The sequence below is a fragment of the Nonomuraea sp. NPDC004702 genome (assembly GCF_053601695.1).
The window spans coordinates 18,469-44,663 of sequence record NZ_JBSGCE010000065.1; the positions used below are offsets into that span (position 1 = coordinate 18,469).

Consider the following 26,195-nt stretch of genomic DNA (forward strand, 5'->3'; position numbering starts at 1 on the left):
GCATTCTCCGGCGGTTCCACGTTTGTCGCCGCGTGGAGGAAGGGAATCAGCGGACGATCACGCCGGGGTGTGCGGCCTCGAAGGCGGCGAGTCCGTCGGCGGTGAGCCGGAGATGAAGGCCGCCGGCGACGTCCACCGTCAGGGGCTTGTCCTTGCCGTAGAACACCAGGGAGACATCCAGCTCAAGGTAGGTGTTGTCGTGCTGCTCCTCCAGGAAGTTGCGTTCGACGATGTTGGCGTTCCGCGACGCGGCCTCGTCCGCCGTCTTCACGCTGCCGCCGACGCCGCCGAAGCCGAGGCCCCCGTCCTGCGCCCCGGCGGAGCCGCCCGCGCGGGCCGCCACGCCCCGGCCCTGCTCCTGGCCGTGCCCGACCGTGCTCATGGTCTGGGCGTAGACACGCTGCTTGACCAGCGCGGTGGTGATCTCGCGGGCTCCGGTGACGTCGATGCCCACCCTGCCGATCCCGGGGATCTCGTACTCGTGCGCGAGCAACTGGTCCAGGTGGGCGCGCATGGTCCGTTCCTTGGTGGCCTCGGCGAGTGACATGCCGGCCGGGCGGGAGAGCTCGAACCCGTCGGGCCGGTCGGCCAGGGACGGGACCTCGCCCCGCAGCCTCGGCGGCACCGCGCTCAGCGGCGCCCATTCCTCGACCAGCGACGCGGCCGGGAACGCGACCTGGCTGACGTCCCCCCTCGGCACGCCCTCGCCCAGGGTGGCGGACATGCGGTTCGGCCCCGTCGCGTCCGCCCAGCGCGGATCCGCCGCGGCGACCGGCGTACGCCCCGCGACCGGCGTGCCCTGCGGCACCTCCGTGGTGAGGTGGCCCGGCACCAGGACGCCGACCTCGCCGTCCACGACCGCTCGGGACGTCTCGGTGACCCCGGCGTGCCGGTCGAACAGCCTTCCGGCGCCGTCGTGCCCGGTCATCTCGCCCACCTTGAGCAGCACGTTGCGGGCCACGTTCTGCACGGGCTCCAGGAGCGGGCGGACCGGGACGTGTTCGAGCGTGATCTCGTACCGGACCGGATGCCTGAACTCCTGCGGGGCCTCGCGCGTCTGGTAGCGGTTGATCGCCTTCGCGATCGTCCCCTCCCCGTCCACGGTGTGGGAGTCGCGGGAGTTCGCGAACCCCGCCTCGCCTCCCCTGAGCTCGCCGTCCGAGGACTCCATGTAACGCGCGATCGCCTCGGCGCCACGGTCCGTCCCCGCCTCGCGCACGCTCAGGTCGCCGCTCAGGCGCTCGTTGCGCAGCATGAGGCCGGTGTCAGGACGCTCACCGACGTGTACGCCGTCGCCGACCTCGGCCGTGACCCGGATGCCCACGCGTTCGGTGACCCGGCCGTTCTCGTCCGTGACGAACAACCAGGAGGAGACGCCGTTCCCGCGCAGCTCGCCCAGTTTGGTGCCGAGCGCGTCCTGGCCGTAGTTGCCGCGCAGGTGCTCGGCCACCGGGTGGTTCGTGAGCTCCTGGCCGGGGAGGAGGAGGCCGTCGCGGCGCAGCAGCTCCACGATCTGCGGCAGCACGCCCTCCGCGTCGAGGTGCTGGACGTAGGCGGTGTTCAACGCCGCCTCGGGCGCCGCGTAGGCCCGCGTCGTGTCCCCGGCCGGCCTGACGGGCTCCACGGCCTGCGGGCCGTCGAGCCCGTGCCGGCGGGCCACCTCGTCGGGCAGCACGAGGTCCACGATGTCCTCCACCCGGACGTACGTGGTCGGGCCCTGCTCGACCGTTCCTCCGCTGGTCCTGCTGGGGGTGACCTCCAGGACCAGGTCCGCGCGGTACCAGTGGGAGGTGCTGCCGTCGGAGTAGGTGACCCGCGAGACGTCGCTGCTGCCCAGGTAGGAGCTCTCCACGGCACTGCGCTTGGCGGCGCCGTGCACCCCCGCTCGCGCCACGACCTTGCGCTCGGTCCCGCCGGCTTCCCCGGCTCCGTGCGCGGCCCCCGCGGCCTCGCCGTCGCTCAGGGTGACGCGCAGGCCGGTCCTGGCGTGGCCGCCGACCGCACGCCTGCCGCGTTCGCCGTCCAGCGCCCTGGAGTTGCTGCTGGAGTAGCTCTCGTGCTCCACCCCGCTCTCCGACTTGACGTGCCGCACCTCGGCCACGTGGGCCTTGACGTGCAGGTCGTGCCGCGTTCCCGCCCGGTCCGACACGGTGTAGTGCAGGCCGTCAGGATGAGACGTGATCATGGTCTCCAGGTTGATCACGTCGGTGACGGTCTCGAACACCGGCGGCACGTCCAGCCGCTCCGCGGCCGCCGGCAGTCCCGCCCACCGGTTGTAGGCCTCGGCCAGCGTCGAGGGAAGGTCGGGCATGGCCCCCATCCGGACGATGGCCGACAACTCGTCGGCACTGGGCCGCCACAGGTCGGCGGGCCGCTCGGTGGTCGACTCGACCCGTCCCAGATGCGCGACGTCCTGCGCGAGCACCGGCCGCTGCGGCAGGTGGACGTCCGGCACCAGGATCTCCGCCATGCTGCCGCGCACCTCCCACGTGGTGTTCAGCGTCTCCGTGCCGTCCCGCGAGATCCTCATCCTGACGTCGAAGGACAGATCCCGCGTGATCGTGAAGCCGCCGCTGGTCTCCGTGCGGTCGTACCTCGTGTGGCCCGAGGAGAAGCCGGTGCTGTCCGACTTCGTGCCGCTCCCGCTGAGCGACAGGTTGACCGGGTCGATCTTGAGCCGTTCCGTCACGTCGAGGCGCGCGACCCCGCGCACCTCCGCACGGCCCGTGCGGGAGCTCTCCCGCTGGCTGGTGTCGGTGCGCGAGGTGATCCGGCGTTCGTTGACCGTCAGGTCGGACGCGCCGACCTCGTGCCGCCGGCCCAGCGTGCCCTCGGCCAGGATCTCGATGGTGTAGCCGCCGATCGTCCTGTCGTACCTGATGCCGTGGAGGGCGTGCGTCAGGTCGGCTTCCAGCGCCACGGCGCCGAAGCGGCTCTCCAGGTCCCGCACGACCTGCCGTCTGATCTCCGGTGGGAGGTCGGGCAGCGCCTGGTCGACGGCCTGGCGGAGCTCCGCGCTGAGCAGCGTCTCCCCGTGGACCCGGACGCCGCTGCCGAGCCCCGTGCCCCGACCGGCGGCGAGCGTCTCCGGCTCCAGGACGTGCGGGTCGTAGCCGCGGTTGGGGTGCTCGCCCCTGGCCGGGTACTCGCCGACCGGTTCGGTCAGCGCGAACTCCGTCCCCACGTCGTCGATCTCCCGGTGGAGGTCGGCGAGCTTGCGCTGGATGTCGTTGAACTCGCCCAGCGGACGCAGATCGTGCCCGAAGACGTCCTGCTCCATCCGGGACGCGTCGCGCGTCGGGACGATCAGCTCGGCGTTCACCTCCACCTCGAAGGCGCCGAGCGTCTCGGTCTCGACCTGCAGCCGCATCCGGGCGTCGTACATGGTGACGTCACCGAGCCTGGTCAGGACGGTGTGGTTGCCGTGCGCCCGGTTGGTGGAGGTGACGTGGTCCGTCCCGTAGCCGACCCCGCCGACGGCCCGCGCGACGACCTCCGCGTGCTCGCCCAGCGGCAACCCGATCTTGCCGCCCGCGTGGACGCCGACGCTCGCGCCCTGCCGGTGCGAGGTGCCCTCGCTCTCGCGCCGCCCCAGGTCGTCCCGGAACATCGTCTCGACCGGCGCGCGCCCGCCTCCGTCGATCGGCTCGACCCGCGTGATCTCGCCGCTGATCCGGACGGAGTCCTCCTCCGACCGCAGCAGCGACGTCTTGTACCGGATCGCCTCGGAGGAGACCCCGCTCGACAACATCGACTGGCTGCGGTTCTTCATCCCCTGCTCGCTGAGCAGCGTGGAGGTGAGATGGTCAGTGATCTTGACCACCTCGCCCGCGGGCAGCCCCGCCGCCAGCCCCCGGCGCTGCACCTCCAGCACGAGAGGCGTGACGTCCAGCCCGGTGATGGCGATCCCGTGGTCACGGAACTTGTGCCCCGCCCCCTCCGGCACCTCGTGGCGGGGGAGCGGCGACGGGTGGTCGGTGCTCAGCAGCGGCCCTTCCCGGGTGAACTGCTTGGGGAAGGGGATGGTCAGCGAGAGGTCCGGCACCGCCGCGGTCTGCGTGACCCGCTCGCCGTCGCGGTAGACGTCGAGGACGATGTCCGCGGCGAAGTAGTCATGGGCGGGGGAGATGGCCTTGTGCCCGCTGATGACCTCCACGCCGTTCGTGTGGGTCGTCCGGGCCGTGCTGGTGACGCCCGAACGGGGCAGGGCGTTCGCCTCGGCCTCGTCCGGCGAGTGGTAGAGCCCCTTCATCAGCCCCGCGGTCCGATCCAGCGAGGAGCCCCGCGAGGACTTGCCCTCCACGCCGTCCCCGCCGAAGGCGACCGGCTTCTCCGGGGGCAGACTCGGCTGTTCCACGTGCGTGAACTCGTTCGGCCGGAGCTTGAGGTAGATCACCTTGTCGCCGACGCCGAGCGCCACGCCCCTTTGGAGGTGGTTGGTCCAGACCTCGCGGTCGCTGCTGGCGAGCGCCTCCGCCAGCCAGAGGCGGATCACGGCTCGTTCCCGCGGGACGATCCCCGTGATCCCGGCGGTCATGGCGTGCGCCGCCGCCCTCGGGTCCACCGGCACCCTGACGTCGTGCACGGCCGTCTCGCCCAGGGCTCCCATCTCGACGACGCGAGGCGGATGGATCTCCGGCTTCGGCAGCCCCGGGTCGGCGGACGCCAGCTGGGACGTCAGGCCCTGGAGCACCTCCGACGGCAGGTCGGGGCTGTGCCAGGCGGGGGACTCGATGGTCCGCTGGTTGTGGTTCACCGCCGCCAGGAGCGTGTCGGCGCCGCTCTTGGGCCCGTGCCCGTTCCCGCCGTCCGGGCCGGACAGCGGATGTCCGGACGAAGAGGACGAGTGGGGCGCGGACGGGCCGTCGGCGCCGTGCGGCAGGGGCGAGGCCAGGTGCTGGCCGTCCGCGCCGAGCGCGCTGGACGTGATGCCCTTGGCCAGCAGGTCCCAGCTGAAGTTGCCCTGGGCCAGCATGGAGCCGGCCGTCGTGATGCCGCCGGTCACGGCGAACTGCGCGGCCTGGCCGTACAACGACGAGTGCGCCGCCGCCAGCAGCTTCTCGGCCGTGGACATCTCGGCCCTGGTCAGCCCGGCCCGCAGCGTGGGCGTGGCCAGACGGCTCAGCCCGCCCGAGGCCACCCCCATGAGCCCGCCCATGACGCCGCCGCTCACCGCCGAGATCACGAGCTGCCGGACATCGATGTCGTCCCTGCGGCCCTGCAGCATCTGGGTGCCCTGGATGCCCAGGTCCATGCCGGCCACGATCCCGGCGAACAGCAGGATGTTGCGCCGGCACTGCCGGGCGATCTGCGCGACCGTCAGCCGGGCGAGCTGCAACCGCGGTGGAACGAGCGCCAGACTCGCCCCGCCGGTGGCCAGGGCCGCGGCCAGCAGATACCCCAGCTGCATGATCAGCAGCCAGACGGTGACCTCGATCATGTACTTGGCGTACTGGATCTGCACGCCCACGCCGTTGAGCGCCACCGCGGCGTCCACCAGCCGCTTGACCGCGAGGGCGACCTGACCGCCCGCCACCTTGTCGACGTGGGCGGCGAAGGCGAGATGGGCCTCCCCGTCCCAGTCCTTGCCGATCCTGCGCGCGCTGCCCGGCAGGTCGGCGCGGGTGCCCTCGACGATCCGGTGCGCGGCGATCACGCACGCGTCGGCCAGCCGGAAGCAGCCGGTCTCGTCACCCTCCGGCCAGTCCATGCCGACCACCCAGCCGACGTACGGCTTGGCGAAGTCGGGCACCAGGAACCCGTCGAACCCCATGGACGATCAGGTCCACGTGACGGCGGGAGGGGGTTCCGCCGTCTTGTAGTTGCGGGCGTTCGCGTTCAGCCCCAGGGCGACGTTCTCCAGCTCGTCGATGTACGCCGTCAGGGCGTCGAAGATGCCGCGTTCCATCTCGGGCAGCTTCTTGGCCAGCTCCGCGCCGTACTCGTCGTCGCCGAGCGTGTTCCGGTCCCGGTTGAAGGCCGCGCGGAGGTCGGCGCGCACCTGCTCGACGTTCCCCGCGAACAGCTCGTACGTCCTGGCCTCCCGGTGCAGCGCCTCCCGCTGCACGTAGTAGCCGCTCACGGGGCCGGCTCCACGGGGCCGGGGAAGAACGCGTCGAGCGTGGCCCGCTCCCCGAAGACGTCCTCGAAGGGCAGGCCGTCCGGCATGAGGGGGTCCAGCAGTTGCCTGCTCTGCTCGGAGACCGCGGCGGTGGCCGCGTTGGCCTGCTGCATGATGGCGTCGGCCAGTTGGCTGGGGGACAGGTTGCGAAAGGCCCGGGGGTTCAGCTCGATGCCGCGCAACTGACCGTGGCGGCCGACGGTCACGGTCACCATCCCGTCCGCCGACCGTGCTGTGCGCTCCAGGGCGGAGAGCTCGCCGAACGCTTCGCGTACGCGGGCCACCTGCTGGTTGATCTCGCCCGCGAGCGCACTGACCTCCGCCTCGAACGCGTCCGCCACAGAAGCACCTTTCACCCGCCTAATACCGCAAGGCATCATACGACACCCTTTTTTACACGATTAGGGGTGTCCGGATCGTTTACCTTCTGTTAACAAAAGTGTCACGGGGTGTCTGAGTAACGTCCGCCGTGCCGTACAAAGCCGGGCCTTCGTCCCTGAAGCCCGCCTTCTTTACCGGCGTCCGGACAATGGCCCGACGCCCGGACAATGGCCCGGCGCCGGGCCTGGGCCTGCGGTGCGGCGGCCGCCCTCCTCCCTCCGGCCGGAGACGGGTCCTCCCGGTGGCCGCGGAGGATCACTCTCCGGGAGGAGTGCGGATCGCTCGCCCCGTCCCACAATCGGCAGTACGGCACCGGAGATCATCGGGGCATCCGGTGGCCGCCGCAGATGCAGGACCCGCACCTCGCGTACGCCGCGACCTCACCGCAGGAGTCCATGTGACCCGTCTTCGTCCCGCACTCACCGCCGCATTGCTGGCCGCGGCCTTCATGGGGGCAATGTCCCTGCCGGCCCAGGCCACCGAAGGCCAGTCGTGCAACACCGGCCCGAACGGCCCGGCGTGCCACTCGCCCGGCTGGGGAACCAAGTGACAGGAAGATCGACCACCGGCGTCTGATCAAGAAGGCTCCGCCGCCACGGGGCTGCTTCTACGGACGAGCCAACGCCCGCAGAAGCAGCCCGAATCACTGTGGCCCGCCATTTCGAGACAGCGACAAATCCCGCCTCTGCCGCAGACGAGAAATGGATGCCAATGGCCTGTTCCACATGGGCCGGCGCCGTGATCACATCACGCGGACCGCCGTCTTCGGCTGACGGCCCGTACCCGCGTGGCCTTGAACGTGTGGCAGCCTGAAAAGATGGCGATTGTATGGTCGCGAGAGGAAATCGTCGAAGCGGTCAGGACCTACCTGCTCCGGTCCGGCGCGATAACAGACGGATTCTCCGCCGCCGAGGTCGTCGCGGAGCCGGACAACCTGTTGGTGACCTTCCACTGGCGGCGTGATCCGAACGTCTACGCCGTCGAGGTCCGGTTTCCGACCGCACCCATAAGTCCGTGGACCGGCCTACCGGTGACCTCGGCGGACGAGTGGGCCGCGGAGGCCCTGTCCAGCCTCGCGGAGGAACTCGCGACCGGCTTGGTGAGCCGCAGCCGCCGGAAGGTCCGCGACGGCTACGTCGTACTGGACGCCCGCAACGCCCCGGACGTCTCTCCCCCCGGCTTCCACCTCAGCCCGGTCCCCCTCGTCGGCGCGCCGTCCCTCCCACGCCGGCTGCGCCGGCGCGGGACGTACGTCACCTGGGGATCTTCAGAGGAACTGGTCCCCCTGCCCGCGTCCGAGACCGGGACCTGGCTGGCCGAGGCGGGCATGGACGTGCGCGTTCCCCACCGGCTGATCGCCGAGGACAGGCTCGCCTGCTGGCTGCAGGCGTACGTGAACAACGACAGCGGGCACCCTGACGTCGGCCATGCGGTGGCCTCCTGGGAGGACACGCGGCACACCATCGCACGTCTCGACCTGGTTTACATCCAGCCCGGCGTCCCGACGGAGGTACGCGGCGCGCTGGCGCGTCTCGCGGTCCGCATGGTGACCGAGGACGGCGCTCTCCACGTGGTCACCGCGCTCGACCTTCCCGAACTCCACGAACTAGGCTTCCGCCCCACGACCGCGGGCGAGCTCACGTTCGACACCATCGACCCTGCACCCGGCACGGCCCACTGAAGGACGGGCAGAAACTCGGTCGTCCGCGCCGCACAGAAGAGGGTCGAGAAGTACGGGCCAGACAGAATGTGGAGTGGTAGGGCGCCCGGGGCTCGAACCCGGAACCTACGGATTAAAAGTCCGCAGCTCTGCCAATTGAGCTAACGCCCCTCGCACGAGCAAGGGTACAGAGATTACCGCCCCGCCCGCGACGCATCCATCACCGGTAAGCGGGCAGCCCCGTCAGAGCCTCCCCCAGCACCAGTGTGTGAATCTCCTGGGTCCCCTCGTACGTCAGCACAGACTCCAGATTGTTCATGTGCCTGATCACAGGGTACTCCAGGGTGATCCCGTTTCCCCCCAGGACGGAACGGGCCTGCCGGGCGATGTCCAGGGCGGCCCGTACGTTGGCCAGCTTGCCGAAGCTGATCTGCCGGGGCTCCAGGCGTCCCTCGTCCTTCAGGGCGCCCAGGTGCAGGGCCGTGAGCTGGGCCTGGGCGGCGCCGACGTACATCCAGGCCAGTTTCTCCTGGGTGAGCTGGAACGCGCCGATCGGCTTGTCGAACTGGACGCGGGTCTTCGCGTAGTCGACCGCCGACTCCAGGCAGGCGCGGGCGGCCCCGACGACCCCCCAGAGGATGCCGAAGCGGGCCTCGGACAGGCACGACAGCGGCCCCTTGAGCCCGGTGACGCCGGGCAGCACGGCGGAGGCGGGCAGGCGGACGTCGTCGAAGTACAGGGACGAGGTGACCGAGGCCCTCAGGGACAGCTTCTTGTGGATCTCAGGGGCGGAGAAGCCCGGCGTGGAGGTGGGGACGACGAAGCCGCGGACGCCCTCGTCCGTCTGCGCCCACACCACGGCGACGTCGGCGATCGAGCCGTTGGTGATCCACATCTTGGAGCCGTTGAGCACCCAGTCGGAGCCGTCCCGCTTGGCGTACGTGCGCATGTTGGCGGGGTCGGACCCGTGGTCCGGCTCGGTCAGGCCGAAGCAGCCGATCGCCGTGCCGGCCGCCATGCGCGGGAGCCATTCCTCCTTCTGCTCGTCGGAGCCGTACCGCCAGATGGGGAACATCGCCAGCGAGCCCTGCACCGACACGAACGAGCGCAGGCCCGAGTCGCCCGCCTCCAGCTCGCGGCAGGCCACGCCGTAGGAGGTCGCGTCGGTGCCGGCGCACCCGTAGCCCTCCAGGTGCATGCCCAGCAGGCCGAGCGAGCCGAGCTCCGGCGCGAGCTCGCGCGCCGGGAAGACGGCCTCCTCGAACCAGTCGCCCACGTGCGGAAGGACGCGGTCGGAGACGAAGGACCTGACCGTGTCGCGGATCAGCCGCTGGTCACCGTTGAGGCGGTCGTCGAGGCGCAGCAGATCGTCCATGGCGGGTCCTCTCCTCGCGTAAGGGGTTACCAGGGTTCTACCAGGGACAATCCTGATGTGCTAACACCGGCCCCAGGGGCAGTCTTGAGACATGAACGAATACAGCGAGCACAACGTCAAGAAGCTCCGTCGCACCAACAAGGGCCGGATGATCGCGGGCGTCTGCTCGGGCATCGGTGAGTACGTCGGCATCGACGCGAACCTGATCAGGGTCGGCCTCGCCATCGCCACCCTGTTCGGCGGGGCCGGCGTCGGCCTGTACGCGATCGGCTGGCTCCTGCTGCCGGACGAGGAGCGGGACACCTCGATCGTCCAGGACCTGATCAGCAAGCAGCAGCAGCAGCGGAACGCCACCGACTGGACCGGCGAGCACAAGCCGCAGCAGTGATCAGGCCGGCGCCTGGGCGGGCAGCTCCTGGGCATCACGGTCGTCCCGGGACTCGGTCCACATCAGGGCGAGCACGGCCGCCGCGATCACTCCGGTGATGCCGGAGAGCGCGACCACCAGCTCAGGACCGAGTCTCTCCGCCGCGAACCCGCCGACCAGGATCCCGATCCCCTGCACGGCCATCAACCCCGACTGCACCAGCCCGAACGCCTGGCCGCGCCGCTCCGGCGGCACGTTCTGGACGAAGGCCGCGTTCGCCGCGAGCTGGTACGCCCCACCGATCCCCGACAGAACCCACGCCGCCAGCACCACCGCGAGCGGCGGCCGGAGCGCCGTCACGGCCAGGGGCGCGCAGCTCAGCATGGCCATCCACCCCATCAGCCGCAGCCGCCGCGCCGGGGTCACGAACCTGCTGAACAGGAACGCGCCCACCACCGTGCCCGTCGGCATCGCGGCCATCAGCAGACCGGTGATCACGGGCACCGGCAACGACCCCGTGGCGAGTTCGGCGGCATAGGGCACGGCGATGCCCTCAGGAAGGATGTAGAAGCCGCACAACCACGCGAACAGGACAAGCGTTCGCAGCCTGCGCGAGCCGAAGACGAGCTGGGCTCCCGCCCTGGTCATCGCCCACATGGACGGCTTCGCGCCGTCCTGGCGGGCGGCCGGCCGCGGACGTACCCCGGAGACCAGGATCAGGGCCGAGGCGAGGAACGTGGCCGCGTCGAGCGCGAGCGCCCGGTAGGGGCCCAGGGTGGCGATCATCGCTCCGCCCGCGGCGAAACCCAGCATCTGTACGGCCTGGTTCGTCATGTTCTGCAACGCCGAGCCGACGACGTACCGGTCGCCTTCGAGCACCTCGGGCAGCAGCGCCGCGCGCGCCGCCGAGAACGGGGCGCTGAGCAGCACCACGAAGAACACCAGCACGCACAACGCCCAGAACGGCATCACCGGCAGCGCCATCACGCCGACCAGCACCGCCCGGACGACGTCGCAGGTCATCATGACGCCCCGGCGCGCGAACCGGTCGGCCAGCCCCGCCAGCAGCGGCCCCCCGACGATCGACGGAAGGTACGTCAGCGCGTAGACGGCCGCGGTGGCCAGGGGCGACCCGGTGCGGGAGTAGACGAGGACGGCGAGCGCCACCTGGGCGAGCTGGTCACCGAGGAGAGAGAGGCCCTGGCCGTACCAGAGTGCCCGGAACTCCCGGATGGCGATGACCTCGCCGTAGGTGGCCTGGTCTGTCTCGGCACGGCGATGCCGTCCCGGCGGCCTACCTGCCTGCATGGCCCCCATTGGACTCCGCTGCGCCTGACTCACCGTGTTCGCTATGTGACCTAAGGTGCCCGATCATGAGGCAAGGCGCAACCCAAAGAAGTCAACGAGCTGCAAAGGGTCACCAGCCCAGTTCGTGAAGTCTGTCATCACTGATCCCGAAATGGTGTCCCACCTCATGGACAACGGTGATGCGCACCTCGTTAACGACTTCCTCTTCTGTCTTGCATATCTGACATATGGGATTGCGGTAGATCTCGATCCGGTCGGGCAGGACACCTGAGTACCAGTCGCCGCGCTCCGTGAGGGGGACACCGGTGTACAGGCCGAGCAGGTGGGGCTCTGGCGGATCATCGACGACCGTGACGACGACGTTGCTCATGACGCGGGTGAGCTCGGCGGGGATCGTGTCCAAAGCCTCGGCCACGAGTTCCTCGAACTTCTCCCGCGAAACCTCGATCACGCATGCCATTCTGCCCTGTCGGTCAGGTATGCAAGAAACTGTATGAAGTTCGTTGACAGGTCGAAAGCAGTCATTCGGTCACGCGCAACGAGGGCCGTGGCGGTGCTCCTGGTGGCCGCCGCCGGCGCCTGGCTGGGCATCTTCCTGAGCGGCACCGTGCACGCCCAGGTCGGCCCCGTCGAGACGGGCATGTCGCTCAGACCCGCCTGGAACGGCGAGACGGTCGTCGACGCCAGCCCCCTCGGCACGCTGACCTTCCGAACCCACGACGCCCCGCTCAGGCTCCGCATCACCCTGGAGAACATCGACCAGGAGCGCGCCAAGGCGCTCATCGAGGACCCCAAACTGGCCGACCGCCTGCCGGGCCTCATCGAGAGCGACCTCCTGGACGGTGTGCGCGCCCTGGCGATCCGCAGCATGCTCTGTGCCGGGGCGGGGGCGCTGATCGCCGTCCTGATGGTCTACAGGCGGCCCAGGACGGCTCTGGTGGGGCTTCTGGCGGCCTCTGTGGGGCTTGCGGCCACCGGGGCGCTGGCCGCCCTCACGTTCCGTCCCAGCTCGCTCGTGGAGCCGCGCTACTCCGGTCTGGTCGCCGCGGCGCCGTCGCTGGTGGGCAGCGCGGAGTCGATCGTGACGAAGTTCGAGTCGTACCGGTCGCAGCTCACCAAGCTCGTCACGAACGTCTCGAAGCTGTACGACACCGTCTCGACCCTGCCGCTGTACGACGCCGACCCCAATTCCATCCGGGTCCTGCACGTCTCGGACATCCACATCAACCCCATCGCCTGGAACGTCATCCGCTCGCTCAAGGACCAGTTCGCCGTCGACATGATCATCGACACCGGTGACATCTCCGACCACGGGACCAAACCGGAGAACAAGTTCGTCGACGAGATCAGCCGCCTCGGCGTGCCGTACGTGTACGTACGGGGCAACCACGACTCGATGATCACGCAGCGGGCGGTCGAGAGGCAGAAGAACGCCGTGGTCCTGGACGACAGGGTGGAGAAGGTCGCCGGCCTGCGCATCTACGGCCTGGGCGACCCACGGTTCACCCCCGACAAGTCGGTGGCCGTCGACTCCGACCCGGACGCGCTCAAACAGTTCGCCCGCTCGCACCTGCCCAAGGTGGACAAGGCGGACCTCGTGGCCGTCCACGACCCCGTCGTCGGCCGCGGCTTCAGCGGGGCCGCGCCCATGATCCTGGCCGGTCACACGCATGACCGGTCGACGTCCATGCTGCCGTCCGGCACCCGCATGCTCGTCCAGGGCTCGACCGGCGGCGCCGGCCTGCGGGCGCTCGAACACGCCCAGCCCACGCCCGTACAGGCCTCGGTCCTGTACTTCGACCGGGAGACACGCCGCCTGCGTGCCTGGGACGACATCACGCTGGGCGGCCTGGGGGAGCAGTCGGTGTACATCCAGCGTCACGTGGAGGCCGACCCACAACGTATGATTTCTCCGGAGCCAACGAACGCCCCGTCTCCAACGGGAACGGTCACTGGCACCGCGTCACCGACCGCCGGTCAGCCGCTTTGGCATCAAGGGCAATCGTCCCCTATGCTTCAGAGGTCTCCGACGGAAGGCGACAGGGAATCCTGAGCCCCCATCGTCTAGCGGCCTAGGACACCGCCCTTTCAAGGCGGCGGCACGGGTTCGAATCCCGTTGGGGGCACTTGCGAGCGCCTGGCGCACCGCGAACCGGCTGGTCGAAAGGCCACCGGAAAGCTGGTAAGCTAAGCGAGCGCAAACAGAAAGAAGCGCAACAAAAGCAAGGTCCTGTAGAGCAGTTTGGAGTGCTCGCCACCCTGTCAAGGTGGAGGTCGCGGGTTCAAGTCCCGTCAGGACCGCTCTGGGTCAGGTAGCTCAGTTGGTACGAGCGTCCGCCTGAAAAGCGGAAGGTCGGCAGTTCGACCCTGCCCCTGACCACCAGCTTTGAACATCAAGAAAGCCCCGAAGCGATTATCGCTCCGGGGCATTTTTGTTCCTGTGACAGCAACGTCGCCGCCTCTGCTGATCCAGTCCATGGCAGGCTGATCCTCGTGTGGTTATTTCCTTGGCCTGTGGCAAAAGATCCGGATCACGGAACGGTGTTACCCAAGGCGCTTCGGGCCGTTCGCGCCGTCGACACCGCCACCATGATCGGGTTGTTGCGTGAGACCTCAGGCTCTACCAAGCCGCAGGCCTTCGAGCTTCTGGCTGCTCACCTTGCTCCGGGAGGAACCCACTATGTGATTCCTTGGCCACGTAGGTCGTGGGAGGTGCCCGCTGAGGGCTGCGTCTCTGCGGCCATGGTGCTGAGGATGAACGACGGTGCGCTCATCAAGAGCGGGCTCCACATGCCTGTCTCCGTACGACGTTTCCAGCAGTTGCCCAAGACGCTGGCACGGTGGGAGGAGTATCGGACAGCGCGACGTGCGAGAGGCATCAGGCGGGACTTCGGTGTGTGGTCCCGTGATCATCGGCATGACCACAGCTGCAAGCATCCGCACTGCGTCGAAAAACGTGCGGGCCACTGCTCTTGCTTCACATTTCTGGATGACATGCGGACAGCGCGTGACCGTCCCGTCGGATTGGAACGTGGGTCGGCACAGGAGGCCATAAGGCTCTTGATGGCCAACGGGTTCATTGAGATCCGAGCCTTCAGCCACCTTGCCGAGCGCGCGTTGGCTGCTGGAGAACCGGATACGGCCCTGAGGCATCTGAAGCAGATGCGCATGATTGCGAGCCTGTGTCACAACCTTCCGCAGGATCTCTCTCCCAAGAGGTCCAGGATTCGTGAGCGGAGGGCAATCGAGAGCCTCAGATTCCACTTGCGGGAGCTTGATCCTGACGATCGTGCTGCTCAGTGGGTCGTGGGGCGGTTGGAAGCTCAGGGATTCGACTACGCTCGTGTGCTCCGAGATCGGATCAAATGGAAGCATGCCCGGTAACGGCGTCACCGAGCGTGCTGACCAGGTCGGTTGGCTATTCGAGGGCGTCGCCCAGTTTGCGCAAGGCGGCGCGCTTGTCATCGAGGGAGGCGTGAGCGTATATGGTCATGGTCACCTCGATGTCGCTGTGCCCGACGATGCCGCGGACGATCTGAGGCGGGACACCGAGGTTGAGCAGGAGCGTCACGCAGGTGTGGCGAAGGTCGTGAAAGCGCATCTCGCCTAGGCCGGCCCAACACCGCCAGCACAGCCCGATACCGCTGCTCGACAACGGACATATCCACCAGGGCCATTCCCGGCCTCCTGACACGCGACGCCGCAACGACGCACGACAGACTGGCCGAAGACAGCACCTGTCACCCATGTCTTGGGATCGACGTGTCAAGCATGTCCCGGGACAGGACACACAAGTGCTTCACGGCCGGATGAGAACTTTCCCTACGGTTTCAAGGGCAGCCCGCCTGCGGCGGTCTGCCGCGCGTTCGGGCGGTCTGCTGGCCGCGCTGCGGCTCTCCGGCCGGTCGCGGCCAGCACCGCCCACGCGGACAGTCCACCAGGGCGGATAGGAGGCGGGGAACAGCCGTCACACCAGCCCGAGCGCTAGGGGACGCCGACAACGGAGTCAGAGGCAGAGAGGTAGAAACCTGAGACTCCGCCCCGAACCCCGGCCTTCCTCAGAGCGAGGAAAGTCATCGGGAGCAGGTACACGCGAACGACGACCTGACCTCGGGCGTCCGGCTCGACATGGCGAAGCCTGCCCAACGAGGAGATGACCACACAGGCCGGGACGGTGGGAGAGGTTCCAACTTCGGCTTGCGAATGACGAACTGTCGACGTTGATCGTCCGTTAGATTCAGGGAAAGGCGGGATGTGTGGGCCACATCACGCAGGGCCGGGTGTCGGTGAAGGACATGTGAATGAGCGGGGATCTGGCAACGCTGGTGGCGGATGTGTCGCCGTTTGTGACGGCGGCGGTCAGTGCTTATGGAGGGGCGGTGCTGGCGCGGGCGCAAGAGGATGCGGCGGACGCCACAGTGGTGTGGGGACGGAAGATCCTTCAGCGGATTTTCGGGGTTGAGTCAACAGAAGGACAGACCCCGGAGGTGGTCGTGGAGCTGGCCGAAGATCCCGATAGCGCCGATCTACAGGCCGCGTTGCGGGTGCGGATCCGTAAAGCTCTGGACGCTGATCCACGTTTGGCCGCTGAGGTGGCCCAGATGGTCGAGCAGGCTCGGGCCCAGCTTGCGATGGGGCAGGGACAGGTGATTGCTCACGCTTCTGGTCACGCCCAGCAGGCGAACCTCGGCCAAGGCACAATGAACGTGTCGTTCGGCGTTCAGCGTGACAGGTGACCTGACTGGCAGAGTCGAGGCGAAGGCCAGCGGATAAGCCCCAGCAGGCCAATTTCGGTCAGGGCGAGATGAAGGTCTACCAGGGTACGCATCTGCATCTGGCGAGAGTAGCCGCAGATTGCGCGCAGGGGACCGGCTCGGCCAGGCTGCCGCAGTGGGGTCTGGGCGACGTCGCGCGCAGGCGAGGGGAGTACGGTCCAGCGGTCGCATGCTGGAGCAAGCTAGCACGAGTCAGCAATGGGGCGAGGCAAATCGTTGTCCATGCTCACGACAGCGCACGACAGGCAAATCTCGGACAAGGGATTATAAATGTCTCGTTCAGAGCCGCAGCGGCCAAATAGCCTGCCAAGCAAATTCGTAGCCCAAGCGTACGGCAATGCCCAGCAGTTTAACCTCGGTGCAGGCACCATGAATATTATGGTAAGTGGGCCGCGTCCATCCGTAGCACCGATGACGTTGATGGATCCACCGGAGATGGTCGGGCGTAGCGCGGAGATAGGCGCGCTTCTGTCGAATATGGACGCCTCACGGCAACAGGGCAATTCGGCTCCAGTCTCAGTGCTATCGGGGATGCCGGGGGTGGGAAAAACTGCACTCGCGAGGGCAGCAGCCAAACAGCTCGTGCGCGATTATCCTGACGCCTGCCTAGAGGTTGACTTGTATGGATTCACGCCAGGGCAGGATCCACGTGCCCCCAACGAACTATTAGGCGAATTGCTGAGATTGGCGGGAATCGGCACCCCAGACATGCCAAATAGCTTAGCAGGTAGAGCCGAACTATGGCGGGCCTGGCTGGCCGAGCGACGCGTTCTCCTGGTACTAGATAATGCACTAAATGAAGAACAAATAATGCCCCTGCTTCCCCCGACAAGAGCGCAATGTGTCACATTAATTACCAGCCGGAGCGAACTAAAAGATGTGGATTCAGCTATCCGTTTGAATTTAGATGTGCTGCAAGAAATTGACGCGACACAATTGCTCTCCCTGCGATCCCGCCGTAAGTTTGATAGCGATGTAAAATTGATGGAAGTTGCTAGATTGTGTGGCCGTCTGCCGCTGGTCCTGCGCTCTATCGGCTCGCTCTTGACCGAGCTAGACGCTGGAGATGTGGCCAACTTGCTATCGGACCGAAAGGATCGCTTCCGCCATCTACCGGAGATCGATAGTGCCGTACGTGCAGCCTTTGAGGTCTCCTATTTGCATTTGAACATCAGCACGCAGAAATTTATGCGTGCGTGTGCCTGGCATCCAGGTCCCGATATGGACGCCTTCTCGGTCGCCGCATTGACGGCTTCTCCCCCATCTGTGGCAATGCTAGAAATGGATAGACTGCAGAGTAGGGGTATGCTCGTTCAAAGCTCCCGCGATCGCAGCACATTCCACGATCTATTCCGGGGTCACGCTGAAAGGCAAGCCAATCTGGAGGACGGCGAGGAAGAGATGCGACAGGGCCAGCGGCGCTTAGTTCATTACCTTTGCGCCGCCACTGAGAGGGCGATTGACATTATTCTTGAATGCGAGACTCGGCCATCCAGTGACGCATTCACTTTCCCTGATCTCAATTCCTCGGCACGCGCGATAGAATGGCTTAGATCGATTTTCAATGAATTGAATTCCACGAGCGACCTCGCCCGTTCTGCGGAAGACAGTAAAATCCCTCTTGAATCCAGGGCAGCCATCCGGCTGATTCACCCCATCCACTTGCTATTAATGGTGGACGCGGGACGCCGTGAGTACGCACTTAAATTTTACGCCTTCCTTCGCGCAACCGGGCAACTTGGTGCGCAGTAGTGGGACCGTCCAGATCCAGATTTCCATGAATCCACGGCGTCATACCCAGCGTGAGCCATTCCTGCCCGCGCGGGGCTGAACCCTAGATGTCCAATGACATGATCCTTCTGTGATGCTCCCTCGTCTCCTGATGCGGGTGTCTCCTTGGGCTGCCGCACCGCTTCCGGTGCTCGGCCTGGCGGCCCTTGCGCTCCGGGTCGGCTTGCCACCGGATACGCAGGTTGCTGTGATCTGCTGTACAGCAGGGAAGCGCAGCAACGCCGCCCCATGCGGCCTGATCGTCACGTAAGGCGTCACACGATGGAGCCGCACAGCGCCGCCCCTAGGCCACGATTCTCCGCTTCACTCGTAATAAAGTGGCTGTGCTCGACTAGGTGGCTCGCGGTTCCATGCTTTACTCCGCGCGTACAGCCACCTCTACTCGCGATGCGTGGGAGGCCAGGCATAGCGTGAAGGTGTACAGGGTGAAACGGTCGGCGCCGTCCCAGTCAAAGAGGTCGACCTGCGCAGGCGGAGAATCGGGGTTTAGCGGTCATCGAGTCATGGCCCTCCTGCTCCTGGCGCAACTCGACGAGGCGGACATCCTTGAACCGGAAGACCACAACAGGCGTCTTCGACAGCTCGGGTGGAGTCCACGGCGGATCGTAGACAAACTCCAACTCCAGCATCGGTGGCCTGCCGGGCTGGTAGGTCAGGCGTCTGAGGTGTGTGTCGTGCAGGTAGATGTGGCCGGTGTCCTCCATCCGGAACTCATACAGCCCTCCCTTGGAGGTGACGCCACGATCCTTGTCCTCGGTCACGCCGGCGAACTCAGCCAGTGACATGAGAACATGGTCCCGCGCACCTGCGCGACCTTGGAAGCTCTATTGGTTGACAGCAGTGCTGACAGCAACGTCCCCGCACACGGGCTCACTGCGACTACCATCCACACGTTCCTGAGCACGGCCTCGATCAGCCGAGCAGCGTGATCGGTCCGCCTGAAAAGCGGAAGGTCGGCAGTTCGACCCTGCCCCTGACCACCAGCTTTGAACATCAAGAAAGCCCCGAAGCGATTATCGCTCCGGGGCATTTTTGTTGTTCTGACGACATCGCCGACGACAGTTCGCCTGATCAAGAGGTGGTGGAGCGTTGGGGTGGTTACGACGCCGACAGCCGAGAATGTCGGCACGGACAGCAGTCCGCTATCTCATGACCCGAGCATTCGTCGAGATACGTGCCACTACGCACATCCTCAAACGAGAGCTGCAGAGCGAGCATCTTGAGAGTGCGCACGCTCGGATTGACCGCATCCGCATGATCGCTGACATCTGCCACAACCTTCCTGCCGACTCCAGGCCAGGCGGCGAGCGAGAGCGGGAGCAGCGAGCGATGGAGAGCTTGAAATGGCATCTGCGGGAGCTCGAACCTGATGATCGCTCCGCTCTGTGGGTGCAGACGGAACTGGACGATTTCGGCTACGACTACCGGCCGCTTCTACCGCAACACGTGAGGGACCGGCTCGCACAGCAGTGAACGCCCGGATGGCTCGTTCGTGGATCTCGCGGGAGATCGCTGCGCCGTGCATGCTGTGAAAGAGATCGCACAACGCGTCGTCGAAGGCGAACAGGGCAGCACAGGTCTGCTCCAAGACTCGGGCGACTACGTCATCACTCGGAAAGGCGTTCGCCCAGGCTAACGCCGGAGGGCTTGCAGCAGAATCTTGCTGACACCAGTGCTAACGGCTGTCCGGGACGATCGCGGATAGTCGTGGACGACCTCGAAGCTTCTTGTAAACAAGGGCAGACATCACAAGGCGCGCTTGTCTTCGACATGGATGACGGTTGGATCCTGCCCGTCTTGGTCGCGCTTGCTGCGGCCGAAGAGGCCGACCGTGAGGTCGTCGTGGTCCTTCAATTCACTGGGATCGACGTAGGTGAGGATGTCAGGGTGCTGGCCGGTTACGGCCCAGCCGGGTGCGTCGTCCAGGTCAATGGTGTTGAAGTCTCCGGCCGGTGTGCCAGCGCGAACGGGACCGTACTCCCTCAAGAGGGAGGTCGCCTGCTGCGCGAGATCCTCCGCTGGATCCATCAAGATCACGCAGGTTCCGTGGGCGAACAGTACCCAAGACTTGGCAGGGTCCAGCAGACGACGCCAGGTCTCGATCGTGGCCGTTTGGTTCATGCGGGGCAGCGTAGTGGTCGACGACGACAAGTCCTGGAATGCGGTGATTCACGCCAAGTCGACAAGTGCCTGCCACACCTAAGATGGCGCGCTTCGGCAGCGCCTTACGAAGCGGCATGCTCACTGTGAAAGACACTGACACCAGTTCCGAGCGGAAGGTCGTGGCAGTTCGATCCTGCCTCTGACCATCGGAGAAGCGGAGGCCGAGTAGTGGTTGGCCGAAGACGGCATCGGGCTCCCGTGGGGAGATCGAATACTGGTCCAGCTGTCCCGTCCTCCTCGCTCAGGTGTGCGCCGAGATGGATTGTCAGTGGCGCGAGCAGGGCTGTGGGGCTGGGTGGTCAGGTCAGTTCGTAGATGAGGAGGGTGCCGTCCAGGCGCCGGGCCAGAGTCCATAGTCGGGTGCTGTTCGGTTCTGGGACGATGTCCACGATTCCCGCCCATCCCCCTCCCGCGGGCAGCGTCGATTTGGTCAGGCGGCCGCCGCGGAAGTTGAGCACGTACGACTGCGCGTCGGCGGGGTTGGCGGCGACCCACACGCCGCCGACCCGGTCCGCGCGGACGGCAGGCAGCCAGGTATTGGCCAACGGCAGGTTCAGCCACCTCCACGCGGTGCCGTCCCAACGCACGATCATGCCGCGGTCGGGCACTTCGCAGGACCCGGACCGCTCGAAGGCGCCCTGCGTCACCAGCCACACGTCGTCGTGGGCGCGGGCCGCCATGCCGTAGAAGCCGCCGGCGGGGGAAGGGGGGCAGCCGGGCGCGGGAGGCAGGGGAGCGGTGACCCATCCGGAGCCGTTCCGCCGGATCGCCGTCGTCGCTCCCGGGGGATGGATCAGTGCCCATGTCTCGTCCCCGTCGGGGGCGGCGACGAGCGAGATCTGGTCCAGGTCGCCGTACGGGCTCGGCTTGGGGACCGGTTTCCACGAGTGGCCGTCCCAATGGCTGAGTCCGGATCCGGAGTAGTCGTCCGGGCCGCCGTGTTCGGAGATCCAGACGTCGTCCCTGGCTCCGACGGCGACGGATCCACGCTCGTACTTGCTGGTCCACGGGCGGGGCACCCACTGGCCGCCGGTCAGCTGGAACGGGCGGTCCCCGGAGAACATCCACAGGTCGTCCCCCGAGGGGGAGGCGGCGAACCGCGCGTTGTAGGCGCTGACGCCCTTCGGCGGCACGGTGGTCCGCCAGGAGGCGCCGTCCCAGCGGAGCATCGTCGAGCTGATCTGCTGCCGGCCGTGCTGGAGGAGGGCCCAGGCCTGTCCCTGTCCGGTGGCGCCTATCGTGCCGGTCCATCCCCGCACGGCGTACGTGAGCCGCCACGTGGCGACCCGCGTCGCCTGCACTTCCGCGCCGCAGACCGCGAGCAGGAGGACGAGGACCGTCGCGAATCTCACGAACGATCACGCTATATGGACGACTCACGGCACCGCTTGATCAGAAGCAGATGATCAGGTCGCGCGCGAGCATGGTGCCATCCGGCATTTGTCGATCGCGCTGTCGCGATGGTCGTCAGGTGCTTGTCCGGCTTCCTGGCGTGCTGCGGCGAGGTGGCTTCGGCGACCGTCTGGCAGATGCGTGGTGGTGGGTGTTCGTGGAGGGGCTTCGCCGGGGGATCAGGGCTGGAAGAGGGTGTTGAGTTCGGTGAAGTCCAGGGAGCCGGTCAGGGCTTCGAAGGTGCCGGTGGTGAGGAGTTCGGCGGCGGCTTTGCGGGCGGCGGTGTAGGCGGTCTGGGCGAGGGCGGTGCCGAGGCTGATTCGGCGTACGCCGGCCTGGGTGAGTTCGGCGACTGTGGGGCCGCCGGCGACGGCCATCGCGTTGACCGGGAGCGGGGACTCGGCGCAGAGGCTGGCCAGCGCGTCGAGGTCGAGGAGGCCGGGGACGAAGATGCCGTCGGCGCCGGCCTCGGCGTACGCCGCCGTGCGCTTGAGCACTTCGTCCAGGCGGCCGGCGGAGGGGCCGATGGCGAAGAGGAAGACGTCGGTGCGGGCGTTGACGAAGAGTTCGGGGAGACCCGCTGCGGCCGCCGCCTCCCGGGCGGCGTGCAGTCTGGCGGTCTGGTCGGCGAGGTCGAACAGCGGGCCGCCGACGGCCTGGGAGTCCTCCAGGTTGACGCCCACCGCGCCCGCTCCGGCCACGGCTCGGACGGTGTGCGCGACGTCCTCGGGGGCGGGGCCATAGCCGCCCTCGATGTCGACCGTCACGGGGAGGTCCACGGTGTGCACGATGCGCCGGGCGGCGTGCAGCGTCTCGTCGCGGGTGAGGTGCTGGCCGTCGCCGCGGCCGAGGGACCAGGAGACGCCGCCGCTGGTCGTGGCGATGGCTGTGGCGCCGGCTGCGGCGATCACGGCGGCGCTGGCGGCGTCCCAGGCGTTGGGGAGGATCAGTACGGAGTCGGCGTGGAGCTTTCTGAACAGATCAGCCTTTTTCGTCGTCGCCGCATCGGTGGAGGGGAAGTTGTCCACAGACATGTGGGTGACCGCCTTCGGGGTGTTCGGAATCCGGCACCATGGCTCGGTGGGCGCCTGGTCCGGGATGTTGCCGGGCCGCGAGGTAGGCGTCCATTGATTAAGCTCTGACCGAATCGTGGACCCGTGGGAGGCGGCATGAAGGCGCGGCTGGCCTTTTCGGTGAACGATCTGGCCGAGACCCGGTTCGCCGTCTCGGCCATGTGGGAGGTCGTCACGAGTTGCCGGGCGCTGGCCGGGGCCACGGTGCCCGATCCTCATCGTGGGTGGGCCGGGCAGGTGCGTCCCCGGCTCGCGGCGGCGGGGCTCGATCGTGGCTGGCTGGCCGACATGGTGGCGTCCGTCGGCCATTTCCCCGACTTCCTCAATCCGACGACCGCGTCCCACGAGTTGCCCGACGAGCTGGCGGCCATCGAGGCCACCGACCCCGAGCAGGTACGGCGCGACCTCGACCTCTTGTCCGCCGAGCGGGACGGCCGGCTGCCGCCCCGGTTGCGGAACCTGCACCGCAACCCCCGGGCGTGCCTGCCCAAGGTCGTCGCGGAGATCGAGACCTACTGGGAGCTCGCGATCGCGCCCTACTGGGCGCGCATCCGGTCGGTGCTGGACGCGGACGTCTTCCACCGGGGTCGCCAGGTGGCCGAGCACGGCACGGCGCGCACGCTCGACCAGCTCCACCACACCGTGCGCTGGGACAGCGGCGGCCTCCAGCTGGCGCAGCGGCACTGTGCGATCACCAGGATCGAGACCGGTGCGGGGCTGCTTCTCGTGCCGTCGGTCTTCGCGTGGCCGCGGGTGCTGACGCGGTCCGTCGCGTCCGAGCCGCCTCAGCTCGCCTACCCGGCGCGTGGCATCGGCGCGTTGTGGGAGTCGCGCAGGCATGCGCCCATGGACGCGCTCGCCGCCGTGATCGGCCGTTCCCGGGCGTTGATCCTGGCCGAGCTCGACTCGCCGGCCTCGACCACCGAGCTCGCCGAGCGGTCGGGGATGTCCGCGGCGGGGGTGTCGCAGCATCTCACCGCGCTGCGGGCCGCCGGGCTGACCAGCACGCATCGGGCGGGCCGCACGGTGTTCTACGCCCGCACGGGCCTCGCGGACGCCCTGCTCACGGCTCAGGTGTGAATCGCGGGCCTTATGAGGGGGGCTCTGGTGGGGTTGGGGCGGCTGGTCGCCGCATCGGCGGCTGTTCCCTGCCTTGGCGGCTGTTCGCTGCATTGGCGGGGTTGCGGCTGATCGGCGGGTGGTTTGGGTGACAGGCCGGACGGGGGCGTGTTCGGGTCGTATGCTCGCTGCTGGGCTGTGGGGGCGTTCTGGCCCTGTGCGGCTGCGGCTGGTCGAACGCGTTCGCGCGGCTGGGTGCGGTGCTGGGTGCGGCGCTGCGGTGCTGGGTGCGCGGCCGGGTGCGGCGCTGCGGTGCTGGGTGCGTGGCCGGGTGCGGTGCTGCGGTGCTGGGTGCGCTGGCGGGTGCGGTGCTGCGGGGCCGGACCGGGCGGGGCCGGGCGGGGCTGGGTGCGGGCCGGGCCGGGCCTGGTCAGCCGGGGGTGTGCGGTGCGGCCGCGGCGGCGCTGATCTTTTTTGTCTCGATCATCCTGACTATTGTGATCCCCACTGTTCGGGGGGAAGGCGGGCGATGGACGAGGGTGGGGCCGAGGCGTTCCTGGGCAGCCGGTACGTGCTGCTCGACGAGATCGGCGCCGGGGCGATGGGGACCGTCTGGCGGGCGCGGCACCGGGAGACCGGCGAGATCGTTGCGGTCAAGCTGTTGCGCAGCAACCTCGCCGGCGACCAGGACCTGGTGCTGCGGTTCGTGCAGGAACGCAATGTGCTGCGGACCCTTCGCCATCCCCACATCGTCACGATGCGCGACTTCGTCATCGAGGGGGAACGGCTCGCGCTGGTGATGGACCTCGTCGAGGGCGGGGATCTGCGCGGCCTGCTCCAGCAGCACGGCACGCTGCCGCCGGCCATGGCCGCCGAGCTCATGGCCCAGGTCGCCGAGGCGCTGGCGGCGGCGCACGCGACGGGCGTCGTCCACCGGGACGTCAAGCCGGGGAACGTCCTGATCGACGGGCCCACGGGGCAGGCGCGGCTGACGGACTTCGGGGTCGCCCGGATCGTTCTCGGGCCGGGGCTGACGCAGACCACCTCGATCATCGGCACGCCCACGTACCTGTCGCCCGAGGTGGCCGACGGCGGCACCCCCACGCCGGCGGTGGACGTCTACGCGGCCGGGCTGATCCTCTACGAGCTGCTGGCCGGGCGTCCGCCGTTCGTGGGCGAGCATCCGATGGCCCTGCTCCGGCAGCATGCGATGGCCATGCCGCGGCGGTTGCCCGGGATGCCCGACGTCCTGTGGTCGGTGATCGCGGCCTGCACGGCGAAGGATCCGGCGACGCGTCCGGCGGCCGGGCAGGTGGCGGTGGCGCTGCGGGAGGCGGCGCCGGTGGTGGCGGGGCTGGCCGCCTTGCCGCGGGTGGGCAGGGCCGACGCCCCGTCCGCGACGTCAGAGCCGATTCCGGGACCGCCGTCTGGGCCGCTCCCGGGGTCGGTGCCTGCGCCGCTCCCGGGGTCGGTGCCTGGGTCGCCGCCGGGGCCGCCTTCGGGGTCGGTGCCGGGGCCGCTCCCGGGGCCGCCGCCGGGGTTGCTTTCGGGGTCGGTGCCGGGGTCGCCGCCCGGTTCCTCGTCGGCCGCCGCCGCTGGGCCGTCCGGTGAGCCCGTGCGGGGTCCTGGTCCGCGGGCGGCCTCTGGGGATGTCGCAGGGGGCGGGGTGGCCTCGGGTGTCGGCGGTGGGGACGGCACGGTTCCTTCCGCCGGGCGGGGTGCCGCCCAGTCCAGCATGGTTGCTTCCGCCGGGCGGGCCGCCGCCGCCCAGGCGGGCACGGCGGCTGCGCGGCCGCCCGGACGGTCCCGCCGGCGGCTGGTCGTCATCGCGAGCACCACGACGGCGGTGGCGCTGACCGCGGCGGCCGTGGCCGTCATGGCCCCATGGCGGACGCCGGGTGCGGGGGCCGTGAACGACGCGTCCGGGCTCTCGGCGTCCAGGTCGGCCGACGTGGCCGGCCCACCGACGCCCGTCGAGTCCGGGACGGCGAAGGAGAGCCCCGTCCCGTCGGAGGCGGACGAGGAGACGTCCGGCATCGCGGACGAACCGCTCAAGTCGTCGGCGAAGAAGACGCCGAAGGAGCCGGTCCGCACGCCGGGCACGGCCGTCCCGAAACGGACGCCGGGCGCGACGACGGACCCCACGGGTACCGCCGACCCCCGCCGGACGTCGGCCGGCCGGAAGACGGAGGCCCCGCACACCGTGGACCCCGGGAGCGACGGTGACGGGGCCCCGCCGCGCGACTCCCAGCCGGACTGGAAATGCCGCTCGTGGATCACCGCGGGCGACCGTTCGGGCGTGGAGATGTCGCCCTGCATGGCCATGGTTGGTGACGTCTTCTACCTGATGGGACGCATCCGAGGGGCGAGCTCGGTCCGCTCGGACGTGCACGTCCAGCTCTACAACACCGACGCGGACCGTAACGTCTCCCAGCCCTTCACCTGCTCCGGGGTGTCCCCGCGGAACGACGGCGAGGTCGCCACCTGCGGGCCGTTCACCACCACCGCGCCGGCCATCCAGGCCAAGCACGACGTGCGGCAGCGCTGGCGTCGGACGGGGACGGCGGCGTTCGGCGGCGGCGCGGAGAGCCCCTGGATGTTGTGGTGACAAGCAGGCCGGAGGGCGCGGAGAGCTCCTGGATGTTGTGGTGACAAGCAGGCCGGAGGGCGCGGAGAGCTCCTGGATGTTGTGGTGACAAGCAGGCCGGAGGGCGCGGAGAGCTCCTGGAT

Annotated in this window: 20 protein-coding genes and 5 tRNA genes; 13 read left to right on the forward strand and 12 right to left on the reverse strand. The window is 68.3% G+C overall.

Annotated elements, in window-relative coordinates; translation table 11 throughout:
• Window positions 1–46: 46 nt before the first annotated feature.
• The 3 genes from ACWEJ6_RS44315 to ACWEJ6_RS44325 are packed head-to-tail and all read right to left on the reverse strand — an operon-like array spanning window position 47 to window position 6,462.
• Complete coding sequence (locus ACWEJ6_RS44315; protein WP_452431461.1) at window positions 47–5,773, reverse strand: WXG100-like domain-containing protein; 5,727 nt, start codon at window positions 5,771–5,773, stop codon at window positions 47–49.
• Between the two features lie 6 nt (window positions 5,774–5,779).
• Window positions 5,780–6,082, reverse strand: coding sequence for a hypothetical protein (locus ACWEJ6_RS44320; protein WP_452431462.1), 303 nt, complete (start codon window positions 6,080–6,082; stop codon window positions 5,780–5,782).
• A complete protein-coding gene (locus ACWEJ6_RS44325) occupies window positions 6,079–6,462 on the reverse strand; it encodes a YbaB/EbfC family nucleoid-associated protein (protein ID WP_452431463.1) in 384 nt (127 codons plus the stop codon). Before ACWEJ6_RS44325 ends, ACWEJ6_RS44320 begins: the two co-directional genes overlap by 4 nt.
• 437 nt (window positions 6,463–6,899) lie before the next feature.
• On the opposite strand from ACWEJ6_RS44325, the gene ACWEJ6_RS44330 reads away from it, so the two are divergent.
• Window positions 6,900–7,052, forward strand: a complete 153-nt coding sequence (locus tag ACWEJ6_RS44330; protein WP_352360905.1) for a hypothetical protein — start codon at window positions 6,900–6,902, stop codon at window positions 7,050–7,052.
• A 267-nt stretch (window positions 7,053–7,319) separates the two neighbouring features.
• The gene (locus tag ACWEJ6_RS44335) at window positions 7,320–8,183 is read left to right on the forward strand and encodes a hypothetical protein (RefSeq protein WP_452431464.1); all 864 of its coding nucleotides are present in this window, start codon (window positions 7,320–7,322) and stop codon (window positions 8,181–8,183) included.
• Window positions 8,184–8,257: 74 nt separating this feature from the next.
• Here ACWEJ6_RS44335 and ACWEJ6_RS44340 read toward each other — a convergent pair.
• Window positions 8,258–8,333, reverse strand: a tRNA-Lys gene (locus tag ACWEJ6_RS44340).
• Between the two features lie 49 nt (window positions 8,334–8,382).
• A complete protein-coding gene (locus ACWEJ6_RS44345) occupies window positions 8,383–9,537 on the reverse strand; it encodes an acyl-CoA dehydrogenase family protein (RefSeq protein WP_352360961.1) in 1,155 nt (384 codons plus the stop codon).
• 91 nt (window positions 9,538–9,628) lie between these two features.
• On the opposite strand from ACWEJ6_RS44345, the gene ACWEJ6_RS44350 reads away from it, so the two are divergent.
• On the forward strand, window positions 9,629–9,925 hold the full coding sequence (locus tag ACWEJ6_RS44350; protein WP_352360963.1) for a PspC domain-containing protein: 297 nt from the start codon (window positions 9,629–9,631) through the stop codon (window positions 9,923–9,925).
• Here the strand turns inward: ACWEJ6_RS44350 and ACWEJ6_RS44355 are convergent, their stop codons facing one another.
• Together ACWEJ6_RS44355 and ACWEJ6_RS44360 are read right to left on the reverse strand one after the other, a co-directional pair.
• On the reverse strand, window positions 9,926–11,212 hold the full coding sequence (locus tag ACWEJ6_RS44355) for an MFS transporter (RefSeq protein WP_358296775.1): 1,287 nt from the start codon (window positions 11,210–11,212) through the stop codon (window positions 9,926–9,928).
• A 109-nt stretch (window positions 11,213–11,321) separates the two neighbouring features.
• Entirely contained in the window at window positions 11,322–11,672 is a 351-nt protein-coding gene (locus ACWEJ6_RS44360; protein WP_387681579.1) for a metallopeptidase family protein, read from the reverse strand.
• Between the two features lie 87 nt (window positions 11,673–11,759).
• Here ACWEJ6_RS44360 and ACWEJ6_RS44365 point away from each other — a divergent pair, with 87 nt between their 5' ends.
• The 4 genes from ACWEJ6_RS44365 to ACWEJ6_RS44380 all read left to right on the forward strand — a co-directional run bounded on the left by ACWEJ6_RS44365 (window position 11,760) and on the right by ACWEJ6_RS44380 (window position 13,595).
• Complete coding sequence (locus tag ACWEJ6_RS44365; RefSeq protein WP_387681576.1) at window positions 11,760–13,265, forward strand: metallophosphoesterase family protein; 1,506 nt, start codon at window positions 11,760–11,762, stop codon at window positions 13,263–13,265.
• A tRNA-Glu gene (locus tag ACWEJ6_RS44370) sits at window positions 13,266–13,338 on the forward strand. It abuts the gene before it with no gap.
• A 100-nt stretch (window positions 13,339–13,438) separates the two neighbouring features.
• Window positions 13,439–13,513: transfer RNA gene (locus tag ACWEJ6_RS44375), tRNA-Asp, on the forward strand.
• A 5-nt stretch (window positions 13,514–13,518) separates the two neighbouring features.
• A tRNA-Phe gene (locus ACWEJ6_RS44380) sits at window positions 13,519–13,595 on the forward strand.
• A gap of 1,035 nt (window positions 13,596–14,630) precedes the next feature.
• On the opposite strand, the gene ACWEJ6_RS44385 is transcribed toward ACWEJ6_RS44380, so the two are convergent.
• On the reverse strand, window positions 14,631–14,960 hold the full coding sequence (locus ACWEJ6_RS44385; protein WP_452431465.1) for a tyrosine-type recombinase/integrase: 330 nt from the start codon (window positions 14,958–14,960) through the stop codon (window positions 14,631–14,633).
• Between the two features lie 553 nt (window positions 14,961–15,513).
• On the opposite strand from ACWEJ6_RS44385, the gene ACWEJ6_RS44390 reads away from it, so the two are divergent.
• Together ACWEJ6_RS44390 and ACWEJ6_RS44395 are read left to right on the forward strand one after the other, a co-directional pair.
• Complete coding sequence (locus ACWEJ6_RS44390) at window positions 15,514–15,948, forward strand: hypothetical protein (protein WP_452431466.1); 435 nt, start codon at window positions 15,514–15,516, stop codon at window positions 15,946–15,948.
• Window positions 15,949–16,257: 309 nt separating this feature from the next.
• Window positions 16,258–17,739 carry an AAA family ATPase gene (locus ACWEJ6_RS44395; protein WP_452431467.1) on the forward strand — a complete coding sequence of 494 codons (1,482 nt, stop codon included), beginning with the start codon at window positions 16,258–16,260 and terminating at the stop codon, window positions 17,737–17,739.
• A gap of 488 nt (window positions 17,740–18,227) precedes the next feature.
• Here ACWEJ6_RS44395 and ACWEJ6_RS44400 read toward each other — a convergent pair whose 3' ends face one another.
• A complete protein-coding gene (locus ACWEJ6_RS44400) occupies window positions 18,228–18,563 on the reverse strand; it encodes a hypothetical protein (protein ID WP_452431468.1) in 336 nt (111 codons plus the stop codon).
• A gap of 124 nt (window positions 18,564–18,687) precedes the next feature.
• Here ACWEJ6_RS44400 and ACWEJ6_RS44405 point away from each other — a divergent pair.
• A tRNA-Phe gene (locus ACWEJ6_RS44405) sits at window positions 18,688–18,761 on the forward strand.
• 166 nt (window positions 18,762–18,927) lie between these two features.
• On the forward strand, window positions 18,928–19,251 hold the full coding sequence (locus tag ACWEJ6_RS44410) for a hypothetical protein (protein ID WP_452431469.1): 324 nt from the start codon (window positions 18,928–18,930) through the stop codon (window positions 19,249–19,251).
• 273 nt (window positions 19,252–19,524) lie between these two features.
• Here the strand turns inward: ACWEJ6_RS44410 and ACWEJ6_RS44415 are convergent, their stop codons facing one another.
• From ACWEJ6_RS44415 to ACWEJ6_RS44425, 3 genes are all read right to left on the reverse strand, one after another.
• Window positions 19,525–19,899: a hypothetical protein gene (locus ACWEJ6_RS44415; protein WP_452431470.1), complete on the reverse strand. Its 375-nt coding sequence runs from the start codon at window positions 19,897–19,899 to the stop codon at window positions 19,525–19,527.
• A 341-nt stretch (window positions 19,900–20,240) separates the two neighbouring features.
• Window positions 20,241–21,293: a hypothetical protein gene (locus ACWEJ6_RS44420; RefSeq protein ID WP_452431471.1), complete on the reverse strand. Its 1,053-nt coding sequence runs from the start codon at window positions 21,291–21,293 to the stop codon at window positions 20,241–20,243.
• 219 nt (window positions 21,294–21,512) lie between these two features.
• Entirely contained in the window at window positions 21,513–22,367 is an 855-nt protein-coding gene (locus ACWEJ6_RS44425; protein WP_452431472.1) for an isocitrate lyase/PEP mutase family protein, read from the reverse strand.
• A gap of 135 nt (window positions 22,368–22,502) precedes the next feature.
• Between ACWEJ6_RS44425 and ACWEJ6_RS44430 the strand changes: the two genes are divergently transcribed.
• On the forward strand, window positions 22,503–23,486 hold the full coding sequence (locus tag ACWEJ6_RS44430) for a DUF5937 family protein (RefSeq protein WP_452431473.1): 984 nt from the start codon (window positions 22,503–22,505) through the stop codon (window positions 23,484–23,486).
• Between the two features lie 508 nt (window positions 23,487–23,994).
• Window positions 23,995–26,073, forward strand: coding sequence for a serine/threonine-protein kinase (locus ACWEJ6_RS44435; RefSeq protein WP_452431474.1), 2,079 nt, complete (start codon window positions 23,995–23,997; stop codon window positions 26,071–26,073).
• The last annotated feature ends 122 nt before the right edge of the window (window positions 26,074–26,195 follow it).

Excerpts from the sequence above, each read along its gene's own strand:
- ACWEJ6_RS44315 (WP_452431461.1), bottom strand. The coding sequence starts at position 5,773 with ATGGGGTTCGACGGGTTCCTGGTGCCCGACTTCGCCAAGCCGTACGTC.
- ACWEJ6_RS44335 (WP_452431464.1), top strand. The coding sequence starts at position 7,320 with ATGGCGATTGTATGGTCGCGAGAGGAAATCGTCGAAGCGGTCAGGACC.
- ACWEJ6_RS44345 (WP_352360961.1), bottom strand. The coding sequence starts at position 9,537 with ATGGACGATCTGCTGCGCCTCGACGACCGCCTCAACGGTGACCAGCGG.
- ACWEJ6_RS44350 (WP_352360963.1), top strand. The coding sequence starts at position 9,629 with ATGAACGAATACAGCGAGCACAACGTCAAGAAGCTCCGTCGCACCAAC.
- ACWEJ6_RS44355 (WP_358296775.1), bottom strand. The coding sequence starts at position 11,212 with ATGCAGGCAGGTAGGCCGCCGGGACGGCATCGCCGTGCCGAGACAGAC.
- ACWEJ6_RS44360 (WP_387681579.1), bottom strand. The coding sequence starts at position 11,672 with ATGGCATGCGTGATCGAGGTTTCGCGGGAGAAGTTCGAGGAACTCGTG.
- ACWEJ6_RS44385 (WP_452431465.1), bottom strand. The coding sequence starts at position 14,960 with ATGGGTGACAGGTGCTGTCTTCGGCCAGTCTGTCGTGCGTCGTTGCGG.
- ACWEJ6_RS44390 (WP_452431466.1), top strand. The coding sequence starts at position 15,514 with ATGAGCGGGGATCTGGCAACGCTGGTGGCGGATGTGTCGCCGTTTGTG.
- ACWEJ6_RS44395 (WP_452431467.1), top strand. The coding sequence starts at position 16,258 with ATGTCTCGTTCAGAGCCGCAGCGGCCAAATAGCCTGCCAAGCAAATTC.
- ACWEJ6_RS44400 (WP_452431468.1), bottom strand. The coding sequence starts at position 18,563 with ATGTCACTGGCTGAGTTCGCCGGCGTGACCGAGGACAAGGATCGTGGC.
- ACWEJ6_RS44410 (WP_452431469.1), top strand. The coding sequence starts at position 18,928 with ATGACCCGAGCATTCGTCGAGATACGTGCCACTACGCACATCCTCAAA.
- ACWEJ6_RS44415 (WP_452431470.1), bottom strand. The coding sequence starts at position 19,899 with ATGAACCAAACGGCCACGATCGAGACCTGGCGTCGTCTGCTGGACCCT.
- ACWEJ6_RS44425 (WP_452431472.1), bottom strand. The coding sequence starts at position 22,367 with ATGTCTGTGGACAACTTCCCCTCCACCGATGCGGCGACGACGAAAAAG.
- ACWEJ6_RS44430 (WP_452431473.1), top strand. The coding sequence starts at position 22,503 with ATGAAGGCGCGGCTGGCCTTTTCGGTGAACGATCTGGCCGAGACCCGG.
- ACWEJ6_RS44435 (WP_452431474.1), top strand. The coding sequence starts at position 23,995 with ATGGACGAGGGTGGGGCCGAGGCGTTCCTGGGCAGCCGGTACGTGCTG.